Source organism: Burkholderia sp. HI2714, from assembly GCF_002223085.1.
GTDB lineage: Bacteria > Pseudomonadota > Gammaproteobacteria > Burkholderiales > Burkholderiaceae > Burkholderia > Burkholderia lata_D.
Genome location: NZ_NKFM01000050.1, coordinates 1 through 25,274 on the forward strand (window position 1 = coordinate 1; position 25,274 = coordinate 25,274).

A 25,274-nucleotide genomic window follows, 5' to 3' on the forward strand; every position below is an offset into this window, starting at 1 on the left:
CTCATACACCGCCTCCAACGTCAGTTCCTGTCGTCTGGCGATCTCTTTCGCTCGCACGCCGTCGCTGAACATCAGAATCGTCCGCGACCGGTCTCGTATTCGCCAATCACGACGGCTTCTCGCCATCGCTTCAAGCTTTGTACGTTCTTCCTGCGTCAGTTCCAGCGCTTTCAATGCCATCAGCTTCGTTGCTCGTCCCGTCCAGTTCGAACCATGATTGTAGAGACATTTCATGTCGAAGGCTTATCCGAAATCCATTTCGCTCATTAACTATCCAGGATGATTGATAACGTCCGTGGGAGCGCCGTGTTAAAGCGGCGATATTTATACGATGGCGATTGAATCGAAAATGAAAGGAATTAAATCGTCGTCAATTCGGCCATTGTTTGCAAATCCATGAAATTCACCAAAACGATGCATGCCGGCATTGGGTGGGTGAATTCGAATCGATTTGTTTTATTTGCGTGGACATTCTGCATAACGGCAAGCACAATAAAAACGGCAAATTCAGAAATTTTTGTTTCCTCTTTTATGCGACTGATCGACCAGTTTCATCGGCTTGGCGAGTTTCTCGACGAGCACGGCAGCCAGCCCGGGTTGCCGGCACTGGCGCGTGCGTTGAACTGCACCGAGCGCAACGCGCGGGGCCTGCTGCGCAAGATGGAGGCGCAAGGGTGGTTGCGGTGGGAGGCGGCGCGTGGCCGTGGCCACTTCTCGAGGCTGACGATGCTGGTTGCCCCGCAGCACGCGGTGCTCGATCGCCTTTCCTGCTTGCTCGCGGACGGTGAACTGGAGCAGGCGTTTGCAAGCCTGGGGGACGACCAGCGCCAGCAACTGTTGAGGCGACTTCCGGATTTTCTCGGCATTCATCCGGCCGGCTCGCACGGCCATCGCCTGCGCATTCCCCTCTATCGGGCGGTGGACGAGCTTGATCCCTATCGGGTGATCAGCCGGCTCGAGGCCCATCTGGTGCGGCAGATCTTTTCAAGGCTGACCGAATTCGACAGGCGCACGCAGCGCGTCGTGCCGGCGCTGGCGCATCACTGGGAGCCGGAAGAGGCCGGGCGGGTCTGGCACTTCTGGCTCCGGCCTAACGTCAGTTTCCACGATGGCAGGCTTCTGGAGCCGGAAGACGTGCGATGCACGTTGCTGCGCATGCGCGACGAGCCGAGCTATTTCCAGCGCCTGTACCGGCATCTGCTCGACGTGGAAATCGGTGAGGGCCGGCGGATCGTCTGTCGTCTCGGCGACGTCGATCATCTCTGGCCGCAGCGCCTCGCGGCCGCCAACGCGTCGATCGTGCCCCGTCGCCGGAACGGCGATTTTGCGCGCATGCCGATCGGCACGGGGCCGTTCAAGCTGACGCGCCACAGCGATTACCGGATCACCTTGGCGGCATTCGGCGATCACTATCGCGAACGTGCGCTGCTTGACGAACTGGATCTCTGGTTCCTTCCATCGACCGAGCAGGCGGACGGATTCGATCTCCGATTCGGATACTCCGCGTCTCATGCACCGGAGAACAAGGGCATCGTGCGCGTGCAGGCGGGCTGTACCTACGTGGTCTGCAACGCCACGCGCGAAGCGTTCCGCGAGCGTGCCGACCGACTGGCGCTGGCCGATTGGCTCGCGCCCGCCACGTTGTTCGGTCACGACGATCCCGCGAGGCGGCCCGCGGCCGGGCTGCTACCGGCCTGGCGGCATCGCGTCGCGACGCCGGCCGCCGAACCCTTCGTGCCGAAATGCACCGCGCTCACGCTGGTCACGGGGCAGACCCATGACGAACGCGTTCTGGCCCGTGCGATCGAGGCCAGATTGCACGACGCGGGGATCAGGCTGCGCGTGTTGGCGTTGCCCTATGCGGAGTTGATCCGGCGCGACTGGCTGGACTCGGCCGACCTGGTACTGGGCAGCGAGATCCTGCACGACGACGAGGATTTCGGGTGCTACGAATGGTTTGGGGCCGATAGTGTTTTCCGGCAGTGGATGCCGGAGCATGCCGCGCGCGAACTGGACCACCGGCTGCATGCGGTTCAGGTGCAAGCTGATCCACGCGCGCGCATGGCGGACTACGAGGCCATCGGCAAGGAACTGGTCGATGCGGCGTGGTTGATCCCGATCTCGCACGAACACCAGCATGTCGAGCTGGAATCGCACGTTGCCGGCGTCGAGGCCGCGCCGCTGGGGTTCGTATCGTTCGCCGAGCTGTGGGTGCGGTGATTCGTGCGCCGGGCGGCAGCATGTGCCACCACGTCGCCGGGTGACGCGATTCAGCGCCGATGCAGCTACGTCTCGGCGCCTATGGCGCCGCATCGCGCCAACCGGGTCGTATTTCGACCGGTCGTCATTGCGATTCCGCGGCAGGCCGAAAGCGATCCCGATACGCCCCCGGGCTCAGTCCGACTTTCTCCTTGAACAGTCGGCAGAACGAGCTCGTATCGCTATACCCCACCTGCGCCGTGATCCGCTCGAGGCTGAGATCGCCGGCCTCCAGCAAAGCGCGCGCGGCTTCGATGCGCAGGCTCTGCAAATACCGCAATGGAGACTGATTCAGCGTGGCCTGGAAGCGGCGGATGATCGTGCGCTCGCTCACGCCGAGGTCCTGCGCCATCGCCGACATCTTCACGTCCTTCGTCATGTGCTTCTGCAGCCAATGCTGAGCGCGATGAATCAGCGAATCGCCATGCGTCTTCTCCGTCAGCAACGGGAGATACGGCAATTGCTTCGTCTGGCTGACGTCGATCAGCATCGTCTTGGCGCACTGCGCGGCAATCACCGCCCCGGAGAAACGCTCGATGACATGGATGGTCTGCAGCAGGTAGGACGCTGACGCCCCTGCACAGATCAGCCGGTCCGCTTCGGTGACGACGGGTTCCAGTTGAAGGTCGACGTGGGGAAACCGGCTGCGAAACGCGTCTGCCAGCCACCACGTGGTCGTCGCGGGTCGTCCGTCCAGAAGGCCGGTGTTGGCCAGCACGAACGTGCCGGTGCAGTTTGCCGCCAGGTACGCGCCGGCGTTCCATTGCGAAACCAGCCAGTCGCATGCGGCGGACTGTCGTGCCAGCAACTGGTCGAACGCCTTGCCGCTCGCATAGTGCGCACTGGGAACGAAAACCAGGTCGAATTGCTCGTGCGGCTGGATCGGCTCAGTGTTCAGCCGTAGCCCGTTGCTTGCCATGATGGGCTCCCCGGTCGGAGAGACGAACCGCCATTCGAACTGCGCATTGCCGTCGCCTCGCTGTCGCCGCACATGCGCGTTCGCAATCTGCAGGATGTCGGCGAACCCGCTCAGGCTGGAGGCATAGCAATCGTCGTACGCAAGGATGGCGGCGCGGGGCATGATGTGTCGGATATCGCATGCAATGTGTCAGTTTAGCCAATGTACGGCAATTCGAACTGCGAGGAAACTGTCGGTGTCCACCTGGCGCCAGCGTCGGGCGGCGACCCGATCGTCGACGCGGCCGGCCGTGCAGAAGGGGCGCTATCACAGGCTGTGCGGGCCGCGCGAAGGCGAACAAGGCCGGCGCCCGGGAATCTCCGGCGCCTCCGTTGCCTGGCGCGTGGATTTTCCGTCGGCTTCGCGCCGGCGATTCGGCCGTGCTGTGACGCGCGTCGCGGTCGCCACGCGTTCCCGGCAAGCGAACGCGCTTTCGTCTCAACCTGAACCGAAAACATCATGAAAACCAGGATCACCGAACTCTTCGGCATCGACTATCCGATCATCCAGGGCGGCATGCATCACGTCGGGTACGCGGAGCTGGCGGCGGCTGTCTCCAACGCCGGCGGCCTCGGCATCATTACCGGCCTGACCCAGCGGTCGCCGGCGGATCTGGCTGCCGAAATCCGGCGCTGCCGCGAGATGACCGACAAGCCGTTCGGCGTGAACCTCACCTTCCTGCCGACCGTCACGTCCCCCGACTATCCCGGCTATATCCGGGCGATCGTCGAAGGTGGCGTCAAGATCGTCGAAACGGCCGGCAACAACCCGCAGCCCTACCTGCCCGCGCTCAAGGACGCGCACGTCAAGGTGATCCACAAGTGTACGTCGGTTCGTCACGCACTCAAGGCCGAGGCCATTGGCTGCGATGCGGTGAGCGTCGATGGATTCGAATGCGGTGGCCATCCGGGTGAGGACGACATTCCGAACTTCATCCTGCTGCCGCGCGCCGCCGACGAGCTCAGGATTCCGTTCGTGGCCTCCGGCGGCATGGCGGATGGGCGATCGCTGGTGGCGGCACTTTCGCTGGGCGCGGACGGCATCAACATGGGGACGCGCTTCATCGCGACCCGCGAGGCGCCCGTGCACGAGAACGTGAAGCAGGCGCTGGTCGCAGCGACCGAACTGGACACGCGCCTGGTCATGCGTCCGTTGCGCAATACCGAACGCGTGCTGCGCAATGCGGCGGTCGATCGCATCCTCGAAAAGGAACGCAGGCTCGGCGCCGATATCCGGTTCGACGATATCGTCGAAGAGGTCGCCGGCGTGTATCCGCGCATCATGAAGGAGGGCGCGCTCGACGCGGGCGCCTGGTCGTGCGGCCTGGTCGTCGGCTTGATCCGCGACATCCCGACCGTGAAGGAACTCGTCGATCGCATCGTGAGCGAGGCGACGGAGATCATCCGCAGTCGGCTGGCACGTATCGCGGTTTGAGCTGCAAGCTCAGCCGGCGTTTGCGTGAATTTGCAGCCGTGGTCGACCTTCTACCCGGCGTTCTGCCTTGCTCCGATCATGAGCACTCGATCGCCACGGCGTTTGTCGACCGACTGAGCCTGATCTCGCCGAGATAGGCGCTGTCGCCCAGTTCGCACTCGCGCCAAGCGTTGCCGAGGGCATGTCGAATTTTGACTTTATAGGCGCCGCTGCCCTTGGCCAGGCCATCGAACCGGAAATCGCCGAAGCCGTCCGAGACCGTTTCGGCGACCTGCAGATTACCGACGTACAAGGCGACGACCGCATCCGTGACACACTCGACGACGCCTCCTGCCTCGACACTGACACTTCCGCCGACGAAGCACGTTTCCCAGCGCTCGAGGCCGCTGTACCACACGCGGGGTTTCGTGTCCAGGTTGGGTCGCAATACCTTGAGTCCCTCGCGTCGGGCCTTCTCGGCCATCGCCGTGTCATCGAGCTTGACCGTCTCGAAGACATCGGTAGGGCACGACTGCTGACAACGCGGGCGGGACCAACCCTGGTCGAGCAAATGCGCATCGAAGATCCAGATCTGGGGCAGTTGCAGCTCTTCGTTCCAGACGATTGCCTTGTAAGGGCAGGCCTTGACGATGTCCTTGCGGCCTCGTGCCTTGTCGGGATCGATGATGACGATGCCGTCGGCACGCTTGCGTATGGCGCCGCTGCCGACACGCATGCATGGCGCGTCGTCACAGTGGTTGCACATGACCGGTAAATAAGTGGTCTCGACCATATGCGAGGCACCCTGTATACGACGCAGGATGCGGATGGGGCTCTCGGCGTCGGCCGAGGCGGGTGCGGCGTAACCGGGGAAGTCATTGCCGACGTGCTCGTCGCGCGCGGCGATCACGCAGTTCTGGCAGTTCTCGCAACGGCCGACCTTGATAATCAGGTTCCACTTGCTCATTTGAAATTCCTCACGCTGCGCGACCGAGCATGAACGCTTCGGCACCGCGCCATTTCTCGACCTGCACCAGGCAGGAATTCGGGCTCATGCTGCTGGTGCCGGCCGTCTGCGGCCGGTCAGGGGTGAGCATGTTCATGCAACCGCCGATCTCGACTTGCTCGCCGTCGATTTCGATCAGCTGAAATTCGGCACTCGCCTCGTAGGATTTCACGACGCCGGCGTGCACCAGCGGCGAGACATCGGCAGCACAGATCACGGCGCCGCGGTCGTTGTGCACCTTGACGAGATCGCGATGGGCGATGCGTCGCGTGGCGGCGTCAGCCGGATTGAGCCTCAGCAGCCAGAATCGATGCCCTCCGATCAGGGCGCGATGATCGTCGACGCTGTTCACCGCGGAATTCTTGCCGTCACAATGGGTATGAAAGCTGTAGCGGCTGTGGGTCGCGATCAATTGCAGCGGGTAGTGCCGAGCCAGGTCCGAGCGCAGCCCCTCCCAGGAGGGGAGATATCGATTGAGCGCCGGCCGCTCGGGATTGTCCGCCGTGTGCCGCTTCAACAACTCGGGCACGAACTCCAGCTTGCCGCTTGGCGTCTGCAGGCCCTTGCCGAACGTTTCCGAGAACTGTGACGGCAGCGGGTGTGGCTCCGGCAGGTCTTTCCTCCTGCCTTCCGCATACCAACGCATGTCCACGGGATGACGCAGCTCGGGCTTTTCGGGCGGCACGACGAAGTAGCCCTTGCGACAGAATTCGCGCCACGAAATGTGATCGGGCAGATCCGACGAATCGAAGACGCGCTTGACCCAGTCGAGATCGCCACAGCCTTCGGTGAATACGCCACCGAGACCCAGTCGAGTCAGGATGGCGGTGAAGATGTCGTAGTCGGAGCGGGATTCGCCCAAAGGCTCGATGCACTTGTGCTGCATGGTCAGCATGCGATGGTTGACCGTGCCATACCCGTGGTGGGCGTAGCCGCCCGAATTCGCCCATTCGCCAATGTCCCAACGCTCCAGCGACGTGCACGCGGGCAGGATGATGTCGGCGAACTGGGCTTCGCCTTCCATCCAGATTGACTGATTGACCACGAACTCGATACTCGAGTGCCGGTAGGCCTCCGTCCACCGTCCGGAATTCGTCACGGTACTGAACGACGATCCGCCATAGCGATAGATCATGTGGATCGGCGAATAGCCGGGCATCGGGTAGGTGAACGGCGCGAACTGGGCTTCCTGCGACATGCCGTCCCAGAGATAACCGGTGGCGTGACCGTTGAGAATCGCATCGGGCATCTGCTGGCGCGGCACCATCTGCTTGACCGGATTCATGGTGAGGATGTGCGGCATGCGCTGGTAGTTGTCCACCGCATTGGCGGTCCACGCGAGGTCGCCTGAAATGCCGCCGTCCGCGTAGCCGGGGAAGTAGAACTGCAGATCGTGCGGGACGCCGATTTCGAGGCAGCCGAAATTCACACCCGGCTTGCCCCAGCCCTGCATGGCCATCATCATGATCATGCAGCGCGCCCATTGCGCCCCGGTCGCCCCGCGGCCCGCGCCACCGAATCCCGCGCCGGTCATCCCGACGGCGAGATGAACCTTCTTGTTTCCCCACAGGCGCGCCAGCGCGCGGACGTCCTTGGCCGGCACGCCGGTCTCGCTCTCCTGCCACTCGGGCGTCTTGGGCGCACCGTCGGCTTCGCCCAGCAGGTAGGCTTTCCAATCGTCGAAACCGGTCGTGCGCGCCGCGACGTAATCCTTGTCGTACAGGCCCTCCACGGTCCACACATACATGATCGCGGTAGCCAGCGCGGCATCGGTTTGCGGCCGGACCGGGATCCAGCGGCCGCCCAGCAGCTGTGCGGTCGGATTGCAGTGCGGGTCGATATGAACGAACTCGATGCCGAGCTCCTTGGCCCACAGACGGCGCGGCGTTCCCTCGAATCCCGCGTAGGCCCCGTTGGTACTTTCGGGGTCGCAGGACCAGAAGACGATCATTTCGGCCTCCTTTAGAGCGTCCTCCAGGCCGCCATAGCCGGAGGGCACGCCGACGCGCATCGAGTTGCCGAAATGGTGCATGGCGCCCCAGTACCAGCCTTCCCAACTGTCCGGATTCGCGGCGACTCGCGTGAAGCCGATCAGGTTGGCGAAGCGCGTCAGCGCGCTGAGGTAGTAGCCCACGTTGCCCCACTGATGGTGAGACGACATCGGGAACGTGATGGACCCGGGGCCGTGAACGCGCTTCTGCCGGTTGATTTCCTTGGCGACGATGTCCAGGGCCTCGTCCCAGCTGATACGCACATAGCCGGACTTGCCGCGGTTCTGCGGATTGCGCTCGCCGTCGGGGTCGAAGTCGACCCGTTTCATCGGGTGAAGGATGCGCTTGTCGGAGTAGACCAGCGACTTGAGGGTCAACGCGTGCGGCGCGACCAAGCCACGCCGTGGCGGGCTGAAGCGGCGTCCGCGTGCCTCGATCACCCAGCTCGACGCATCCGTATCGTCCAGCTCGATGGGGGTCACGCGGACGATGCGGCCATCCTTGACGTAGACGAACAGCGGGCCGCCATTGGTACAGGTGGTGTAGCGTCGGGTGCCGTCGCGCATGGGCGTGCCCATCGGCAGACCGACGGTGCGCATCATGCTCAGGGTTTGCATGAGCCAGACCAGCAGTTCGTCCTCGCCCTCCGTGACGACCTTGAAGTTCTTGGCGGCGTGGATGATTTCGCCCTGGTCCGGGCTGGGGGAAAGAAACTTCAGGGCGGTGGCGACATCCTTGAAGGCCATGCGCACGTCGGGGCGCGGATGCTTGCCGGCGCGCGACCGAATGCGGCCATTCCTGAACTCGATGGCGCGACCGATGCTTTGATCCATGAGCCCGATCCATGCGACGAGATTGCGCTCCTTGAGGCGATCACGATAGGCGGGGAAGCGGCGTGCCGTCAGGTCCAGAACCTTGGGCAATGCAAAAAGAATGGTCTTGAGAGCCTGTCGTTTCATCGTTCGATCCAATGGGTTGTCTTGATGCGGGGCGCCGGCAGTCGGACGTACCCGTCAGAACGTATAGGCAACGTTCAAGAAAACGCTAAGGGGATTGAGCCGGAGCGTCGATTTGGAAACGATCTGCGTCCCGGTCGCGGTCTGTCCGTATAACGTGAGGTGGGTCTTCACCGGCATGTAGCCGACGGAGGTGCCGACCGACCAGTGTTTTGAAATCGCGTAATTTGCCCCGAGCTCGAACACGGGGTTCCACGACGAGCTGAGCGTCGCGCGCGCCGAGCCGCCCGGCCCAAAGCTGTCGGAGACGAACTGGCTGTTGGTTGCCCGAACCTGGGTGAACCACGTATAGTTCGCGCCGATGCCCAGGTACGGCCGGAATTTCGACGTGGCAGAAAACAGGTGGTATCGAAGTTCGATGGCGGGCGGCATCGGCCTTGTCGTGCCGAGCGTGCCATACTTCTGCAACGTCCCGTCGCCAATCAGATTGACTTTCAGCGGCATGCCCAAAAGCATGGCGACACCGAGATTGTCCGTGACGTAATACTCGGTGGTAATGCCCAACGTATCCGTCGAACTCGCATGTGCGCCGGTGCCGGCCAGTTGCCGATTCACCGCCACGCCGCCGACGCTTTGCACGATGAGGGGTGTGGCGTCGCCCTGGGGCGCGATGTGTAGCCATCCTACCGATGTTGTAATGCTTCCTGCGGTCTGCGCATCGGCATTGTCGGCAAGCGAAGCCGAGCAGATGCAAACCGCCACGCCCGAGAAACGCATCGTCCGCTTGAAACTCATCTCGTGTCTCCTCTGTCTCGATCCATTTCACGTATAAGAACTAATTTGGATACCTTATTGATCAGGGCGATCTGCTTCCGACGTTGATGCTTTCCGGCTAGCCGCGCACCTCCATCGCCGCAGATCCGTCGCTGTCCGTCAGGATGGCGGTATCGGCTGCGCGGCGACCGAGATCGAGAACGCAAACGGAAAACGCCCCAGCACGAAGCGCGCTGCAGCTTCGAACCCGGGGTCGCTCAACTCGACCGAGACCGACATTGCGCCCGAATCGTCGGTCGTGACGTCGATTGATGCACCGGGGGCGCCGCCCTGGGTCAATGCTGTATGGAGCGCGTCACGCGTCTCGCGGCGCTTGAGTTCCGGTTTGAAGATCTTGCCGACGCCGGTGAGCGGGATGGCTTCCACGATTCGGACGTGCTTGGGCAGCGCGGCGCGTTCGGCGATCTCCTGTTGCATGAACGCTGCCAGATCGTGCTCGGTCGCGCTCATACCCGGCTTGAGCTGAACATACGCGACCGGTAGCTCGCCGGCATGCGCATCCGGACGCCCGATTGCAGCGGCGATCTGGACCGCCGGATGGCGATGAAGGGGTTCCTCGATCGCCGCCGGGTCGATGTTGTGCCCGCCCCGAATGATCAATTCCTTCTTGCGACCGGTCAGCCAGAAGTAACCGTCGACGTCGCAGCGGCCGAGGTCGCCCGTGTTGAGCCAGCGCGTGCCGTCGCCGAGATCGAGCCAGAGCGACCTGTTTTGATCGGGGCGCAGGTAGCCGGCGAATACGTTCGGCCCGGAGATGACAAGCAGTCCATCCTCGTTCACCGCGCAGTCACGCAGATAACGCCCCGCGTCGTCCACGACGACGGCTTTCATCGCCTGGAAGGGGATGCGAAGCCCGATTGACCCCAGCCGGCGCTCGCCCGTGGTCGGGTTGACGCTGCTCACGCAGGTTCCTTCGGTCAGTCCGTAACCTTCGAGAATCCGGACGCCCGTTTTTTCCTGGAAGGCCCTGAAGACGCCGACCGGCATCGGCGCGGCACCGCACAGGCCGTATTCGAGCGAGTCGATAACATGATCGTCGAGCGGAACGTCGAGCAGCGACGCATACAGTGTCGGGACGGCGCTGAAGAAATTGACGTGATGATGTTCGACGATTTCCCAGAAACGTTTGACGACGCCGTCGCCTCGGTAACCTTGCGGTGTGCCGAGCACGACATGGGCGCCGCGCGAGAAAGGCAGGAGGCCGGTCACCATCGCGGCATTGACGTGAAAGAGCGGCAAGCCGCAAAACGTCGTTTTTCCGGGGCCGATACTGTCGCCGAAGAACCGCGCGGCGCTCCATGCATTCGCCACTTCGTTGCCGTGGCGACGCATCGCGATTTTCGGCAACCCGGTGGTGCCACCGGTACAGAAGTAAGAGGACATGTCGCCAGGTCGAATGCGGCGCGCATTATCGAGCGCCGTGCCGGATTCCTGTGCGATTGCCGTACCGAAGTCGTGGATCCGGATGTGTGCCGGCACAGCGCTGCGCAAACCACCATCGCCGTACAGCTTCGCACACGCGTCGTGATGGAGCGCCCGGGCCGCAGACTGGGCCGTGCCCCGCACGCGATCGGCCGGATTGACCAGCACGAGATGCCGAAGCGACTCGGTCTGGTGGAGGATACTCGCGACTTTTTGCCAGAGATCGGCCCCGGGAAAGGGAGCGAGCGTCACGAGCACGCTGGCGCCGGCCGCATTGAGCAATTTGCCTATCGCGTCGCCTTCGAGCAGCGGATTGATCGCGCATACGATACCCGCCGCCTGCCCACCCCAGATCACGAAATGCGTTTCGGGAAGATTGGGCAGCACGTAAGCGATCACCGAATTCGGGCTCACACCGAGGCGCGTGAACAGGTTGGCCGTACGCGTGATGTCGCGAACCAGCTCGCGATAGGTCCAGCGCTCGGCGTCGCGGTGCGCGTCGGCGGTCAAGAAGAAGGAGAGGGCGGGCGCGGACGGATCGATGGCCGCACCGGCGCAGATCATCTCGTACGTGCTGGCCGGAAGATTCGGCGGAACGCCCTGCGCTTCAATCGCCAGCACGTCGTTCTGGGTCGCGATGCCGTTCATGCCGCCTCGTCCACGATCTCGTTACGTTGCACACCCAGATCGATCGTTCCATCGCGGCTCGCGATCCGGGCTTCGACGATATCTCCGGCTTTCAGATACTGCGCGCGTCCTGCCTGCACCTTCATGAACATCTTCCACTTGAAGGATTCGGGAAAAAGCGCGACGGCTCGCTGCTTGAGCGGCGACGGAATGCTGAGTGCGCAGCCGGCCGGCGTGCCGGTCGCGAGCAGGTCGCCGGCGCGAAGGTCGTGCACACCCGACAACTCGGTCAACGTTTCCGCCGGACCATAGACGAGGTTCGATGTCGAGTCCTGCTGACGCACCGCGCCGTTGACGGTCAACGTCAGGTCGAGCGCATTCAGCTTCGGGAAGTCGCGCCGTTCGAGCAGGCACAGATACGGGCCGACCGGGCCGAACGTCCGGAAACTCTTGCCCTTGTAGAACTGCATCTGCGGGATCTGGACATCGCGCGCGGAATAATCGTTGACGATCACGGTGCCGGCGACATAGTCGGGCAGGTTCGCGTCCGTGATCTGCTGGTGAGACGTGATGTCGCGTTTGAGAATGAGGCCGAGCTCGATTTCGTAGTCGAGAAACCGGACGTGCCGCGGTTTCACGACCGGTGAGTCGGCCGCGACGATGCAACTCGTCGCCTTCGTGAAGATCATGTTGAACTTCTTCGCGTCCGGATCCATGCCCGATTCGATCATGTGCTGACGATAATTCGCGCCCTGGCAAACGAATTGCTGGTTGGCCGTCACCGGGGAAAGCCACTCCACCTCTTTCTCCGGAATCTTCGATCCGTCGAGCGCGGCGAGTCGTTCAACCGGATTCGCCGCGAGAAAGCTCGCGGTCGTGTCGAAGTCGCCGGGAATCGGCGTGACGGCGCCGTGGGCGGCCACCCCCCATTGGGCGCGGCCGTTATGCCGGAAGTGCAGGACAAGCAGTGACATGGATGGATCTCTCGTGAGTCGAATGGGCGGTTAGGGGTCAGGCGAACAGCTTCGCCAAGGTCAGCAGCTTGCTCAGCGTCAGATCGGGACTGCGGCGCAGGTTGCGAAACAGCGCCGCGAGGCTCGATGGCGTGAACCGGGGCTTCGTGAAGCTGCGCGGCATCGTCGGGCCCCACTGCGCCATCGCTTCGCGGCTGACCGCGTGCACCCCCGTCGGCTCGTCCGCCGTGAACAGGTCGCCGTCGCAATAGTGTTCGTGCTTGTCGCCCCACGGGTCCTGCCAGTAGTCGAAGATCTGGCTGCCGAGAATGTGTCGGCCGATGCCCCACGCATGCGTCCATCCGCTGTCGCGGAGCAGGCGCTGGCCCATGCCGACGGCATCGGCGTCAACCAGTTCGTACGCGCTATGGCTATAAGCCGGCACGAACCCTTGGGCGAGTGCGAGCGTATGGTGATCGGCCGGCCTGTCACCCAGATCGAGCCGCATGAATGCAACCGCAGGGGAGCCGTCCGGCAGCACCTGGACATCGCTGGGGATGAACCCGAAATGCTGCGTGTACCACGCGCAGGTTTCCTGGTAGTCGGCGAGCTCGAGCACGACGTGCCCGAGCCGAATGACTTCGGGGGTGCTCGCCGGCGGCCGCTGCGTCTCGTTGATTCGCACCGGCGCGTCGACCGAGTTGAACGGGAGCGGAGCGCGATGCGGCAGCGTATCGGCCCGTGTCTGGCCCGCAATCGCGTCGACCCGAAAGCCTGACGGATCGGTGAGCCGCACCCGGTGGCCGCCACCGGGCCAATCCGATGCCTCGACCTTCGATGCGCCGGGGACGCCGGCGAGCGCGTCCAGATCGGCCCGACTGTCGACCCGCAAGCCGAAGCCGACGAAGCGAGCCTTCGGCGCCTGGCGAACGACATAACAGAAGTGTGCCGTGCCCGTTCCGCGCAGCAGCACCTGCGTGTCGTCCCGCCGCACCGTTCGAAGCCCGAAGTCGTTGAGAAAGTGCTCGGCCTCGCCGAGGTCCGGACGATCGAAGATCAGATAGGCGAGCGCCGATGCCTTCGTTGTCGGGTGAGGGTGTCGAGCCGGCTGGGTGGTAGTCAGTTTCATGGCGGATGACAGTCAGGCAGATCGAATGGCAATTGCGAAGGCTGGCGCCGTCGCATCGAAGGGCTTTCCGCGCAACGGCAGGCATGCCACCGAACCGTTGCACGAGGTGTCGGGCCGGCCCATGAAAGTCGCGAGATGGATCGTCGATTTCGGATGGGGGCGATGCGCGTCGTCGCGGGTACCGCGACTGGCCGGCACATGGGTCGCTGCGGCGCCGACCGGTCCGAATCCTTCGATCAGTCCATCGAGCGTCGCAGGCAACCCGCCCGCCGCAGAGGAGCGCGAATTGAAGAGGATGGACGCGCTGGCGCCCGTATGCAGATGTGTCTCCACCGTTTCTCCATTCGTTGGTCGATCGGTTCTCGAGGCGTTGTTTAGCCGCCGTTTGTGACATTAAAATCATGAATGATAGTTTTGTCAATGTAGACATTTGAATCTATACTTCGGTACAAACAAGGATCGGAAACGTCATGCCGAATACACCGAATCGCCGTACACCCAAGCGCTCCGCTCCGGAAGCACCCCATCCCGCGGTCACGGTCACCGAAGAGCGCGAGCCGCGCGGCGCGCGCCGCAAGCGGGAAACCCGTGCCCGCCTGCTGGATGCCGCGCTCAGGCTGATGGCGCAGAAGGGGATGGAAGGCGTCGCCATCAACGAGATTACCGAGGCGGCCGACGTCGGTTTCGGCTCGTTCTACAACCACTTCGAATCGAAGGAGGCGATCTACGCCACCCTCGTGGAATCGGTATTCGAGGAATTCGCGGATTCCCTCGATCGCCTGGCGAGCGGCTTGTCCGACCCGGCGGAAATCATTTCGGTCTCGGTGCGCCATACGCTGATGCGCGCGCGGCGCGAGCCGGTGTGGGGGCACTTCCTGATACGAGAGGGTTTTTCGGCGCGGGTCCTGACGCACGGTCTGGGTCAGCGCCTGTTGCGAGACATCGAGCGCGGCATCGCCGAGAAACGCTTCGTGGTCGCCGACCCGTTCATCGGCTTCCTTTCGCTTGGCGGTACGGTGCTGACCGCCATTGCCGCCGAACTCAACTTCGTCGCTCCCGGCGCGCCGGCGGTGAATGTGTTGAAGGAGCTCGGCTTCAGCGGCGAGCATTTTCCCGAACGCACCGCGGCAACGCTGCTGCATATGCTGGGGCTCAAGCGCGCAGAAGCCGAGAAGATCGCAAGCCGGCCGCTGCCGGTCGTGGAAGCGGTCGAGCCGGCACAGTCGTGAACGAGGTGGGGCAGGCGCCGGCCGGGTCACCCGGTGCGCGTGCGGTGCCTGCCGCCTGGTGGAATGCCACCGAAGGACGCGAACCCGCGCGCATGCGCGTCGAACGGCATCTCGTGGCTTGCGGCGGTGGGAAGTGATCAGCCGGAAGGCTTGGCTGGCGTTCGGCTTCACGTGCGCGGCTTCGCGTCCTTGGTGAAGGCGGCCGATGAAGACGTACTTCTGAACGGAATAGCGCGGCGCGCGCGCTCATTTGACAGTCAGCCCCTGTGCAACGGCTGGCGTCCGTCATCGCCCGGCCAGCGTGAGCATCGCTGCGTCCTACGTCGGCTCGCTGCGCGGTGGGCACCGTGCGCCGGCACGCAACAGCGCGACACCGAGCACGGTCACCCATTCGGTCATGCGGTCCGAGGTGCCCGCCGCGTCCGGTGGTGCGGCCAGTTCGGCGTGCATGTGGTCGATGATCTGCCGGAATCCGGCATCGCGCAGTGCGTACAGGTGCACCTCGACCCACAGCGGGAAACATTCCCAGCCGGCGGCGATGTCCGCGTAGTCGGCGGCGGTGCTGTCACCGCCGCCTTCCGGCGCCGCCAGCCGAATCATCGAGATCATTCGATCACGGTCTCGGCGCAGGATCTCGATCAACGGTTCGCGCTTGTGTTCGAAGTGCGCATAGAACGCGCCGCGCGTGTAACCGGCGCCCTCGGCGATATGTTCGACGCTCGTATCGGCAAAGCCTTTCGCGATGAATAGCGCGCGAGCGGTGGCGATGAGCCGCTCGCGGGTGTCGAGCCTGCGTTGCTCGCGTGTGAGGCGGGTGGGTTTCATCCGGTGTTGTTGTCGAGTGTTCCCGCACGGCATCCGGCGCGCGGCGCCGCGTGTGTCGCTTCCGCACGAATGACCGCGGCGATGTCGAGCGCGAGCAACTCGAGTGCATGGCGATGGGCATCGACGAGCGCGTCGTAGCCCGCCGACGCGCCGGCCCGGACAACGCTGCGGCACGCCAGCGCCGGCTGTCCGACCCCGGAACTCACACTCCACGTCGCATCGAGCAGCACGTGCGATGCAGGCCACGACTCGATACGCTGGACGTTGACCGTGACCCTGTAGACGGGTGCGTCGGCAGCATGGGCGACGCGGTGAACATCGATCGTGCCGAGCCGGGACGCGACGCGCGTCGACAGCCCGTCGCGCATCTCGTCGCCGAGCGGCGCGGCCCAGCGCTCCTGCTCGAGGATATCGACCCGGCCGGGGCCGCTTTGCACGACGAACCGGTTGCCGTCCGCCGGCGCCGTGACGTGCACGGCCTGGATGTCGATCAGCCATGCGGGAGGTGACGCAACAGCGTCGCTGCCGGCACTATCCGTCATCGCGAGGGTATGGAAGTGCACGGGCGGCGACGTGCAGGCGCTCAGCACGGCCAGTGCGACGCACGTCGTGATGCGCAACGGCATGCGAAACAGGTGAAACGATCGCGCTTTCATTGCTGTTCTCCCTTCTTGCCGAACAGCAGCGATTCGGGATGACGCTGCAGATAGTCGGCGAGCGCGTTCAACGACTGGAGCGTATGCGTGAGCGATTGCATCGCGTCATGTACGTCCGACTGCATCGGCGAATCCTGCCGTAACGTCGACTCCGCCGCGTTGAACGTGCGTTGCGCGGCGGCCAGCGTGTCACGTGCTTGCGGTATTACCTGCTCGTCGAGGTGGCCGAACAACTGGTTCGCATGCGCCAGTGCGCCGTTCAGGTTGTTGCCGATCCGGTCGAACGGAACCTGGTCGAGCTTGTGCGCGATGTCGGCAATCTGCACCTGGAGTTCGTCGAGCGTGTTGGGCACGGTCGGAAGCTCCACCGGCGTATGGCGCACGTCCACGCTGGCGCGCGGCGCCTTCGGGAACATGTCGAGCGCCACGTAGAGCTGGCCGGTCAGCAGGCTGCCGGTGCGCAGTTGCCCGCGCAGCCCCTGCACGACCAGGTGTTCGAGCAGTTCGTGGCCGCCTGCCGTATCGGGCGCGGGCAGCGCCGTATCGCTGCGCCGGCTCAGTCGCGACGGATACAGCGCCATCGTGACCTTCATGCTGAAGTTGCGCGCGTGCTCGTTGTACTCGATGCCGATGTTCGTGACCTGGCCGAGCGCAATGCCGCGCAGATCGACCGGCGCGCCGACCGCCAGCCCGCGCAGCGACTGGTCGAAGCGCATGACGACCATCAGCGGCGTGCCGTCGGGGTCGCGCATCGCGTCGGCTTCGTCGGATGCGAGCCGGAACGGCGCGTTGTCGGCTGCCTGCGGCGCGTCCGGCTGTCCGTGCGGCGACTGGAATGCGAGGCCGCCGACGATCACCGTCGCCAGCGACTGCGTATTGAGTTTCAGCCCGCTTGAATCGAGCCGCAGATCCACGCCGCTCGCGTGCCACCAGCGCGTGTTGGTACCGACGTACTTGTCGTAGGGCGCCTTCACGAACGCTTGCACGTCGACACCGGTCCCGTCCTTGTCGAGCGAGAAGCCGACGACCTGGCCGACCTGCAGATGCCGATAGAACACCGGCGAGCCGATGTCGACCGAGCCGAGCGAGTCGCCATGCAGCAGATAGCGGCGGCCCTGCTGGTCAGCGGTGACGGGGGGCGGCGTCTCGAGACCGGTGAAGTCGGTCTGCTTCTGCGGGGAGCGGCCGAGATCCGCGCCGATGTATGCACCGGAAAGCAGTGTGCCGAGCCCGGAAATCCCCGTGGCGCCGACGCGCGGCCGAACGACCCAGAAGCGCGTGTCGCGGTTCGCGAACCGCGCCGCATCGCGCGTCAGCTGAATGCTCGCGATCACGCGCTTGAAGTCGGGGGTGAGCGTGATGGTCCGGACCGAGCCGATATCGACGTCCTTGTAGCGGACCTTGGTCTTGCCGGCTTCGAGGCCATCGGCGTTGGCGAACGTGACCGTGATCGTCGGGCCGGTCGCGGCGACGGTCCGGATCACGAGCGACAGCCCGATCAGTGCGCATACGAGCGGCACGATCCAGACGAGGGACGGGATCCAGCGGCTGTACGGCCGGATCTCGGGCGGAGGAATATCGAAAGGAGACATCGTTCTGAAATACGAAAGGAGTCGGCGGGCTGGCGCCCGTTTCAGGGTTGGTGGCGGCCGGTAGCCGGGCGTGGCGCGCCGTCCCAGATGAGCCGCGGATCGAACTGCATCGACGCGACCATCGTCAGCACGACCACGGCGCCGAACGCGAGCGCGCCGGGGCCGGGCGTGATGTCGGCGAACGAGCCGAAATGCACGAGCGCGATCGTGAGCGCGACGACGAACACGTCGAGCATCGACCAGCGGCCCACGCGCTCGACGAGGCGGTGCAGCCGGGCGCGTTCGAGCGGCCGCCATTGCACGCCGCGGTGGGCGGCGATTGCCTGAAATGCGAGGATCGCAAGCTTGAGCATCGGCACGAGCACGCTTGCAATGAACACGATGACGGCGAGCGCCCAGTCGCCGGACGTCCAGAAGTACGCGACGCCGCCGAGGATCGTGTCGTCCTCGGCCCGGCCGAGTGACGTCGCATGCATGACGGGCAACAGGTTCGCCGGGACGTAGAGCAGTGCGGCCGCGGCGGCGAGCGCGCCCGTGCGGGCCGCACTGTGCGGGCGGCGCGCGTGCAGCCGCGAACCGCAGCGCGTGCAGCGCGGGTCGGACGCATGTGCCGGCTGCACACGCGCGCAGTGGTGACAGGCGATCAATCCCGCCGCGCGGGCCGTCATGCGCGTCGGTCCTTCGGCTAACCGGGACGTGGCGTGATGCGCCATGTCGGAGCAGGGTGGCGTCGTGCGCGCGGCGCCGTCCGGCTGCAGCGCGACGAGTTCGTCGCGCGCTTCCCACAGGCGGACCGGATCGATCGACGACAGCATGCCGAGCATCACGGTAAGCGCGCCGAACGCGAACAGCGCGGGCTCGGCGAGCACGTGCGCGAGGCTCGTCATCTTGACGATCGTGATCAGTACGCCGAGCATCAGCACTTCCACCATGCTCCACGGCTGCAACAGCCGAGTGCCGAGCAGGACCGTCGCGAAGCGCCTCGGTACGCGGCCCGCGCGCAATGGCACGAGCAGGTACAGCCACGCGGCCAGCTCCAGTAGCGGGAACAGCATCGTCGTGCAGAACACCAGCACGGCCACCACCGGCTGGCCGTTCGACCATAGCGCGAGCACCGCGTCGCCGAGCGTCGCGCGCGTCGCCATGCCCGCCGCATCGAGCGCGACGATCGGGAAGGCTTGCGCGATGCAACAGGTCAGCAGCGCGGCAAGCGTCAATGCGCACAGCCGGTCGAGTGAGCGGCGGCCGTGCGCGGCGCCGCTCACGCGGGCGCGGCACCTCGGGCAGCGCGCCATCAGCGCGCGCAGGCGCGGCGGACGCTGAAGCAGCAGGTCGCATTCGTGACAGGCGACCAGGTTATCGGGTTTCATCGGGAATCGATCATGCGGGTAACGGAGGCCCGACGCCGCGGGACGTGCAATACGCCGGGCATCGGGCATCGAGGTTCGGCCCGGTGCGGCCCGCAGGCACGCGACCGGTGCGTCGACACAAACGGCGGCTATTGCCGGGCCGCGACCGTCGTACCGGTCTCGGGCGGCAGTTCGCCCATCGCCTGCAGGAGCGCCGCCGTATCGGTCATTCGGCGGCTCGCGGCACGCACCGCATCGAGATCCGCGTTCAGATAGCGCTGCTCGCTCGCCAGTTGCGCGGTCATCGGAACGGCACCCAGCGTGCGGCGCTGCACCGTTTCACGGAAGGCCTCGCCGGCCGCGCGCGCCGCGAGTTCGTTCGCGGCCAGCGCTTGCGCGTCGTTGTCCAGCGCGGCGAGCGAATCCGCGGCATCGCCGAACGCGGACAGCACCGTCGCCTTGTACTGCAGCACCGCCGCGTCGTACGCATCGCGCGACGCCCGTCGGTGAGCCAGCAGGGCGCCACCGTGGAAAATCGGCTGCGACAGTCCGGCGCCGACCGCCCACAGCCCGCCGGCGCCTGACAACAGCGCTGGCCAGCTGAAGCCGCCGCGCCCCATCGTTGCGGTGAGCGAGAGGCTCGGGAACAACTGCGCGGTCGCTTCGCCGACGTCGGCCGATGCGGCCTTCACCGCTGCCGCGGCCGCGCGAATGTCGGGGCGCGCCTTCAGCAGCTCGGACGGCACGGCGACGGGCACGTGCTCCGGCAGTGACAGCCCGGTGAAAGCGGGGATAGGCGGCGGCGCGTCGGGCGTGCGGCCGAGCAGGATCGCAAGCGCGTGAACGGCGCGCGCGCGTTGCTGGCGCAGCGGCGGCAGCGTCGCGGTCAGCGACGCCGCATCTTGGGTCGACGCCAGCGCCTGCACGCGGGACACCGCGCCGAGCGCCTGGCGCTGCTGGTCTTCGAGCGCGGTCGTTTGGGCGACGGCGACCAGGCGTTCGGTCAGCATGATCTGGCGGTCGAGCGCCGCGGCGCCGATGGCCGTGCCGACGATGTTGGCCGCCAGCGCGCGCCGCGCCGCTTCGAGCTCGCAACCGCGCACGTCGACGCGTGCGGCGCTTGCCGCGTTCGCATACCGCGTGGCGCCGAACAGGTCGAAGGTGTAATGCGCCTGCAGTTGCCCGACGAAGACGTTGTAGCGCAGGTTTTGCGCACCTGCGCCGGAAATGTCCGGCGTGCGCGTACGGGCGACCTGCGCGTTCGCGTCGATCGACGGCAGCGTCGACGCGCCGATCTGCGCGCGCAGTTCCTCCTGCGCGGCGGCGAGCGTCTTTTCCGTCGCGGCCAGTGTCGGGTTCGCGCGCAGGCCTTCGTCGACCAGCGCGTCGAGCGCGCTGGAGCGATACAGGCGCCACCATTGCGGGACGGGGGCGGCGCCGACGTCGAATTGCTGCGTGACACCTGCCGCTTCGACGGTGCGCGGCGCCTGAGGCATCGCGCCGTAGTGTGCCGGCGACGGCATCGCGGGCGGCGTGCTGCTCGGCGCCATGGCACAGCCGCTCAGGCCAAGCGCCGCGCTCGCGGCGAGCACCGATGTGATACGAGGGATTGTCATCAGCATGTCTCCGAGGATGCGACGGTCATTGCGCGCGACTCGCGTTCGTCGCTGCGCACCTTGAAGCAGGTCGCATAGAGGGCCGGCAGGAAAAAGATGGTCAGCACCGTCGCGATCGTGATGCCACCCATCAGCGCCGTGGCCATCGGGCCGAAGAAGCCCGAGCGCAGCAGCGGAATCAGCGCGAGCACGGCTGCGGCGGCGGTCAGCATGATCGGCCGGAAGCGGCGCACGGTCGCGCCCACGATCGCGGCGAAGCGTGGATGCCCGGCCGCGATGTCCTGGTCGATCTGGTCGACCAGGATCACGGAGTTGCGCATGATGATCCCGAACATCGCGATCACGCCGAGCAACGCGACGAAGCCGAACGGCTTGCCGAACAGCAGCAGCGCGGCGACCACGCCGATCAGGCCGAGCGGCGCCGTCAGCACGACGATGAAGGTGCGCGAGAAGCGCTTGAGCTGGATCATCAGCAGCGTCAGCACCGTGATGATCATGATCGGCATCTGCGCATTGATCGAGGTCTGGCCCTTCATGCTTTCCTCGGCCGCGCCGCCGACCTCGATCCGGTAGCCGGCCGGCAGCGAGGCGCGCACCGTGGCCAGCGCGGCGTCGATGTCGCGCGTCACGCCGATGCTCGGCGCTTCGCCGCGCACGTCGGCCTGCACGGTGACGGTCGGCTGACGATCGCGTTCCCAGATCACGCCGTATTCGAGCGTGTCGCGCACGTGGCCGATCGTGCCGAGCGGCACCGGGCCGTGCGGCGTCGGGATCGCCAGGCCTGTGAGCTTCGACGGATCGATGCGTTCGCTCTTCGGCGCGCGCAGATCGACGTCGATGAGCTTGTCGCGCTCGCGATACTGCGTGACGGTGTAGCCAGACAGGGTCATCGCGAGAAAGCCCGACACGTCTTCCGACGTCACGCCGAGCTGGCGTGCCTTGAGCTGGTCGATCTCGAACGAGACCGACCGCTCGGCCGGCTCGTCCCAGTCGAACTGCACGTTGCGCGTACGGGCGTCGGCGCGCACCTTGTCCGCCACTTTTTCCGCGATGCCGCGGACGGCGGCGATGTCGTCGCCGCTGACCCGGAACTTGATCGGGAAGCCGACGGGCGGCCCGTTCTCGAGCCGCGCGACGCGGGTGCGCACGGTCGGGAAGCGGCTGGCGAGCGTCGATTCGAGCCAGTGCGACAGCCGGTCGCGCGTCTCGACGTCCTTGGCCGTGATCACGAACTGCGCGAAGTTCGGCTGCTGAAGCTGCTGGTCGAGGGGCAGATAGAAACGCGGCGCGCCGGTGCCGACGAAATCGACCACGTGGTCGATTTCGGGGCGACCGTCGAGCACCTTTTCGAGCCGTTTCGCCTCGCGCAGGGTCGCCTCGAACGAGGCGCCTTCCGGCAAGCGCATGTCGACGAGCAGTTCGGGCCGCTCCGAATTCGGGAAAAACTGCTGCGGCACGCGCGTGAACGCGGCCATCGCGATCGCGAACAGCACGGCGGTGAGGCCGAGCACCACCCAGCGGCGCTCGATGCAAGCCGAGATCCACCCGGACAGCCGGCGGTAGAAGCCCGTGTCGTACACCTCGTCTCCGTGCGCGTGACCGTCGCGATGCGCCTGCTCGGGCAGCATGTGGTAGCCGAGCAGCGGCACCAGCACGACGGCCGCGAACCACGATACGATCAGCGCGATCGCCGATACCTCGAAAATCGATCGCGTGTATTCGCCGGTGCTCGATTTCGCGAGCGCGATCGGCAGGAAGCCGGATACCGTGACGAGCGTGCCCGTCAGCATCGGGAATGCCGTGCTCGTGTAGGCGAAGGCCGCCGCGCGCGCGCGGCTCCAGCCCTGTTCGAGCTTCACCGCCATCATCTCGACGGCGATGATCGCATCGTCCACCAACAGCCCGAGCGCGAGCACCAACGTGCCGAGCGACACCTTGTCCAGACCGATGCCGAACACGTGCATGCACAGTGCCGTCACGGCCAGCACGATCGGAATCGTGATGACGACGACCATCCCGGTACGCAGGCCGAGCGACACGAGGCTGACGACGAGCACGATCGCGACGGCTTCGCCGACCGCTTCGACGAAGTCGTCCACCGAGTGCTTGACGGCATGCGGCATGCTCGACACCGAGGTCAGCTTCAGGCCGGCCGGCAGACCGGCCTGGAGCTCGGCTGCCTTCGCGTCGAGCGCCTTGCCGAGGTCGATCACGTCGCCGCCTTTTTGCATCGTGACGCCGATGCCGAGCACGGCATGGCCGTTCGTACGCATCTGCGTGACGGGCGGGTCGTCGTAGCCGCGCGTGATCTTCGCGACGTCGCCGAGCCGAAACGTCCGGTCGTTCACGGTGATCAGCATGTCGGCAAGCGCCTGCGTGTCCTTGAACGCCCCGCTCGGCCTCACGAATACGCGATCGTCCGCTGTCGTGATGGTGCCGACCGGCGCGACGGCGTTTTGTGCATCGATGGCCTGCGCGAGCTGCTGCGGCGTGATGGCGAGCCGCGTCAGCTGCGCATTCGAGATCTCGACGAACACGTGCTGGGCCGGGTCGCCGAAGTAGTCGACCTTCGCGACGCCCGGCACGCGCAACAGCACGGCGCGCAGTCTGTCCGCGTAATCGTGCAACTGCGCCGGCGAGTACCCGTCGCCTTCGAGCGCATAGACGTTGGTATAGACGTCGCCGAATTCATCGTTGAAGAACGGTCCGACCGTTCCCTTCGGCAGTGTCGAGCGGATATCGCCGACCTTCTTGCGCACCTGATACCAGGTTTCGGGCACCTGGTCGACCGGCGCCGAATCCTTCATCGCGAAGAAAATCATCGATTCGCCGGGGCGCGAGTAGCTCTTGATGTTGTCGACGTACGGCGCGGCCTGGAGCTGGCGGCCGATGCGGTCGGTGATCTGTTCCTGCACTTCGCGCGCCGAGGCGCCCGGCCAGTAGGTCTGGATCACCATGGTGCGGAACGTGAACGGCGGGTCCTCGGATTGCGCGAGCCGCGTATAGCCGATCACGCCGAAGATCGTTGCGAGACCGATCAAAAAAATCACCAGTTGCTGATGCTTGAGCGCCCACGAGGACAGATTGAAGCGACGGTCGTCGCCCGAGCCGGCATCGGTTCGCGCATCGTGCGGGCCGTCCGACGGATGTTGACGTTCGGGGGCGTTCATGACGGGAACTCCTCGGGATGCAGCGGCGGCACGGCGCGTACGCGCTCGCCGGCGCTGACCGTATGGACGCCTTGCATCACGACGCGCTCGCCGCTCTCGAGCCCCGACGTAATGGACACCGTGCGCTCGTCGTAGCGTCCGATCGAAACCGGGCGCAGTTCCAGCGTGTCGCTGCCCTTGCGGACGACCCAGACTGCCGGCGTTTCGCCGCGGTGAAAGAGTGCGGTGGCCGGCAGCGTGATCGCGTGGTCGGCGGCGGCTTCGGCGGTACCGTCGAACGTGACGTTGGCGGTCATGCCCGAGCGGACGTCCGGCCCCGGCGCGATCAACGTCAGCTTCACGCGCCACGTGCGGCTCTGCGGATCGGCCGCTGCCGCGATTTCACGCACGCGTGCGTCGAGGATCTTTCCCGGCAGTGCCGTCAGGCCGACGTGAGCGACGCGGCCGACGGCGAGATCGCGCAGGTCACGCTCCGAGACGTCGCACACGATGTCGAGATCCCCGCTCCAGTCGAGGTGATACACCGCCTGGCCGGACTCGACGTTCTGTCCGGTATTGGCGTCTTCAGACGTGATGACCCCGTCGTGATCCGCGATCAGCGTCGCATAGCGCAGATGATCGTCGGCGAGCGCCATTTGAGCGAGGGCGGAATCGCGTTGCGCGACCGCCGATGCATACGCGTCCTGCGTCGTCTCGAGCTGTGCCGGCGCAATCAGGTTGGCCTGGGCTTGCGCGCGGTCGCGCTCCAGTTGCTGTTTTGCATAAACGGCGCGATGCTCGGCGGCATCGAGCTGCGCACGGGCATTCAGCAGCGTGTTGCGCAGGTCGGCCGGATCGAGCATCGCGAGTGCCTGGCCTGCCTTGACGACGTCGCCGATTCGCACGCGCCGCTCGACGATCTTGCCGCCGACCCGGAACGACAGCGGCGTCGAATATCGTGCCTGGACCTGCGCGGGCAGCACGCGCTGCCCTGCGTCGTTGTCCGCATGAACCGCCAGCGCAACGACCGGTTGCAATTCGGGCGCGGGCGCTTCGTGCGAGTGGCAGGCCGTCAGCAGAATCGCACAGCAGGCGAAAGCGATCGGCGCCCGCCGAACCGGCGGCGCGAGGCGTGTCAGAAACGGGCGCGTTACATTCCGCGCGTCAAGACTGGGTGATTTCACGATGTTTCCAAGACAAGTGAGAGGTCAACTGAAAAAATTCGACGACGATCCTGCTGATAAATCAGTACTCCAATATTTGTGACGCAAATCGTCCGCGTTTCCGGGCTACCGATGCCCATGCACTGC

The 25,274-nt window shown here is 65.3% G+C and carries 19 protein-coding genes; 3 read left to right on the forward strand and 16 right to left on the reverse strand.

Annotated features, from left to right (window positions below; genetic code table 11):
* The coding region (locus CFB82_RS25425; protein ID WP_218829056.1) for a hypothetical protein at positions 1–234 on the reverse strand (234 nt) is incomplete at its 3' end.
* Positions 235–396: 162 nt separating this feature from the next.
* Between CFB82_RS25425 and CFB82_RS25430 the strand changes: the two genes are divergently transcribed.
* Positions 397–2,220 carry an SgrR family transcriptional regulator gene (locus CFB82_RS25430; protein ID WP_089485775.1) on the forward strand — a complete coding sequence of 608 codons (1,824 nt, stop codon included), beginning with the start codon at positions 397–399 and terminating at the stop codon, positions 2,218–2,220.
* A gap of 124 nt (positions 2,221–2,344) precedes the next feature.
* On the opposite strand, the gene CFB82_RS25435 is transcribed toward CFB82_RS25430, so the two are convergent.
* Positions 2,345–3,340: a GlxA family transcriptional regulator gene (locus tag CFB82_RS25435; RefSeq protein ID WP_089485776.1), complete on the reverse strand. Its 996-nt coding sequence runs from the start codon at positions 3,338–3,340 to the stop codon at positions 2,345–2,347.
* A 336-nt stretch (positions 3,341–3,676) separates the two neighbouring features.
* Here CFB82_RS25435 and CFB82_RS25440 point away from each other — a divergent pair, with 336 nt between their 5' ends.
* A complete protein-coding gene (locus tag CFB82_RS25440) occupies positions 3,677–4,651 on the forward strand; it encodes an NAD(P)H-dependent flavin oxidoreductase (RefSeq protein WP_089485777.1) in 975 nt (324 codons plus the stop codon).
* Between the two features lie 76 nt (positions 4,652–4,727).
* Here the strand turns inward: CFB82_RS25440 and CFB82_RS25445 are convergent, their stop codons facing one another.
* The 7 genes from CFB82_RS25445 to CFB82_RS25475 form a co-directional block, all read right to left on the reverse strand.
* The gene (locus tag CFB82_RS25445) at positions 4,728–5,597 is read right to left on the reverse strand and encodes a 4Fe-4S dicluster domain-containing protein (protein ID WP_089485778.1); all 870 of its coding nucleotides are present in this window, start codon (positions 5,595–5,597) and stop codon (positions 4,728–4,730) included.
* Positions 5,598–5,607: 10 nt separating this feature from the next.
* On the reverse strand, positions 5,608–8,586 hold the full coding sequence (locus CFB82_RS25450; RefSeq protein ID WP_089485779.1) for a molybdopterin-dependent oxidoreductase: 2,979 nt from the start codon (positions 8,584–8,586) through the stop codon (positions 5,608–5,610).
* A 54-nt stretch (positions 8,587–8,640) separates the two neighbouring features.
* Positions 8,641–9,378 (reverse strand): OmpW/AlkL family protein, encoded by a 738-nt coding sequence (locus tag CFB82_RS25455; protein ID WP_089485780.1) that lies wholly within the window; start codon positions 9,376–9,378, stop codon positions 8,641–8,643.
* Between the two features lie 138 nt (positions 9,379–9,516).
* On the reverse strand, positions 9,517–11,487 hold the full coding sequence (locus tag CFB82_RS25460) for an acyl-CoA synthetase (protein WP_089485781.1): 1,971 nt from the start codon (positions 11,485–11,487) through the stop codon (positions 9,517–9,519).
* A complete protein-coding gene (locus CFB82_RS25465; RefSeq protein ID WP_089485782.1) occupies positions 11,484–12,440 on the reverse strand; it encodes a fumarylacetoacetate hydrolase family protein in 957 nt (318 codons plus the stop codon). Before CFB82_RS25465 ends, CFB82_RS25460 begins: the two co-directional genes overlap by 4 nt.
* A 37-nt stretch (positions 12,441–12,477) precedes the next feature.
* Complete coding sequence (locus CFB82_RS25470; protein ID WP_089485783.1) at positions 12,478–13,548, reverse strand: VOC family protein; 1,071 nt, start codon at positions 13,546–13,548, stop codon at positions 12,478–12,480.
* A gap of 12 nt (positions 13,549–13,560) precedes the next feature.
* Complete coding sequence (locus CFB82_RS25475; RefSeq protein WP_256990469.1) at positions 13,561–13,881, reverse strand: hypothetical protein; 321 nt, start codon at positions 13,879–13,881, stop codon at positions 13,561–13,563.
* Positions 13,882–14,018: 137 nt separating this feature from the next.
* Between CFB82_RS25475 and CFB82_RS25480 the strand changes: the two genes are divergently transcribed.
* Positions 14,019–14,777, forward strand: coding sequence for a TetR/AcrR family transcriptional regulator (locus CFB82_RS25480; RefSeq protein WP_089485784.1), 759 nt, complete (start codon positions 14,019–14,021; stop codon positions 14,775–14,777).
* 318 nt (positions 14,778–15,095) lie between these two features.
* Here CFB82_RS25480 and CFB82_RS25485 read toward each other — a convergent pair whose 3' ends face one another.
* The 7 genes from CFB82_RS25485 to CFB82_RS25515 all read right to left on the reverse strand — a co-directional run bounded on the left by CFB82_RS25485 (position 15,096) and on the right by CFB82_RS25515 (position 25,148).
* Positions 15,096–15,602 (reverse strand): TetR/AcrR family transcriptional regulator, encoded by a 507-nt coding sequence (locus CFB82_RS25485; RefSeq protein ID WP_089485785.1) that lies wholly within the window; start codon positions 15,600–15,602, stop codon positions 15,096–15,098.
* Positions 15,599–16,258 carry a PqiC family protein gene (locus tag CFB82_RS25490; protein ID WP_089485786.1) on the reverse strand — a complete coding sequence of 220 codons (660 nt, stop codon included), beginning with the start codon at positions 16,256–16,258 and terminating at the stop codon, positions 15,599–15,601. Before CFB82_RS25490 ends, CFB82_RS25485 begins: the two co-directional genes overlap by 4 nt.
* Positions 16,255–17,850 carry a PqiB family protein gene (locus CFB82_RS25495; protein ID WP_089485787.1) on the reverse strand — a complete coding sequence of 532 codons (1,596 nt, stop codon included), beginning with the start codon at positions 17,848–17,850 and terminating at the stop codon, positions 16,255–16,257. Before CFB82_RS25495 ends, CFB82_RS25490 begins: the two co-directional genes overlap by 4 nt.
* A 41-nt stretch (positions 17,851–17,891) precedes the next feature.
* Positions 17,892–19,220, reverse strand: a complete 1,329-nt coding sequence (locus CFB82_RS25500; protein ID WP_089485788.1) for a paraquat-inducible protein A — start codon at positions 19,218–19,220, stop codon at positions 17,892–17,894.
* A 128-nt stretch (positions 19,221–19,348) separates the two neighbouring features.
* Entirely contained in the window at positions 19,349–20,821 is a 1,473-nt protein-coding gene (locus tag CFB82_RS25505) for an efflux transporter outer membrane subunit (RefSeq protein ID WP_373558848.1), read from the reverse strand.
* Positions 20,815–23,985 (reverse strand): efflux RND transporter permease subunit, encoded by a 3,171-nt coding sequence (locus CFB82_RS25510; RefSeq protein ID WP_089485789.1) that lies wholly within the window; start codon positions 23,983–23,985, stop codon positions 20,815–20,817. The genes CFB82_RS25505 and CFB82_RS25510 overlap by 7 nt, the downstream gene beginning before the upstream one ends.
* A complete protein-coding gene (locus tag CFB82_RS25515) occupies positions 23,982–25,148 on the reverse strand; it encodes an efflux RND transporter periplasmic adaptor subunit (RefSeq protein ID WP_373558849.1) in 1,167 nt (388 codons plus the stop codon). The genes CFB82_RS25510 and CFB82_RS25515 overlap by 4 nt, the downstream gene beginning before the upstream one ends.
* Positions 25,149–25,274 lie beyond the last annotated feature (126 nt).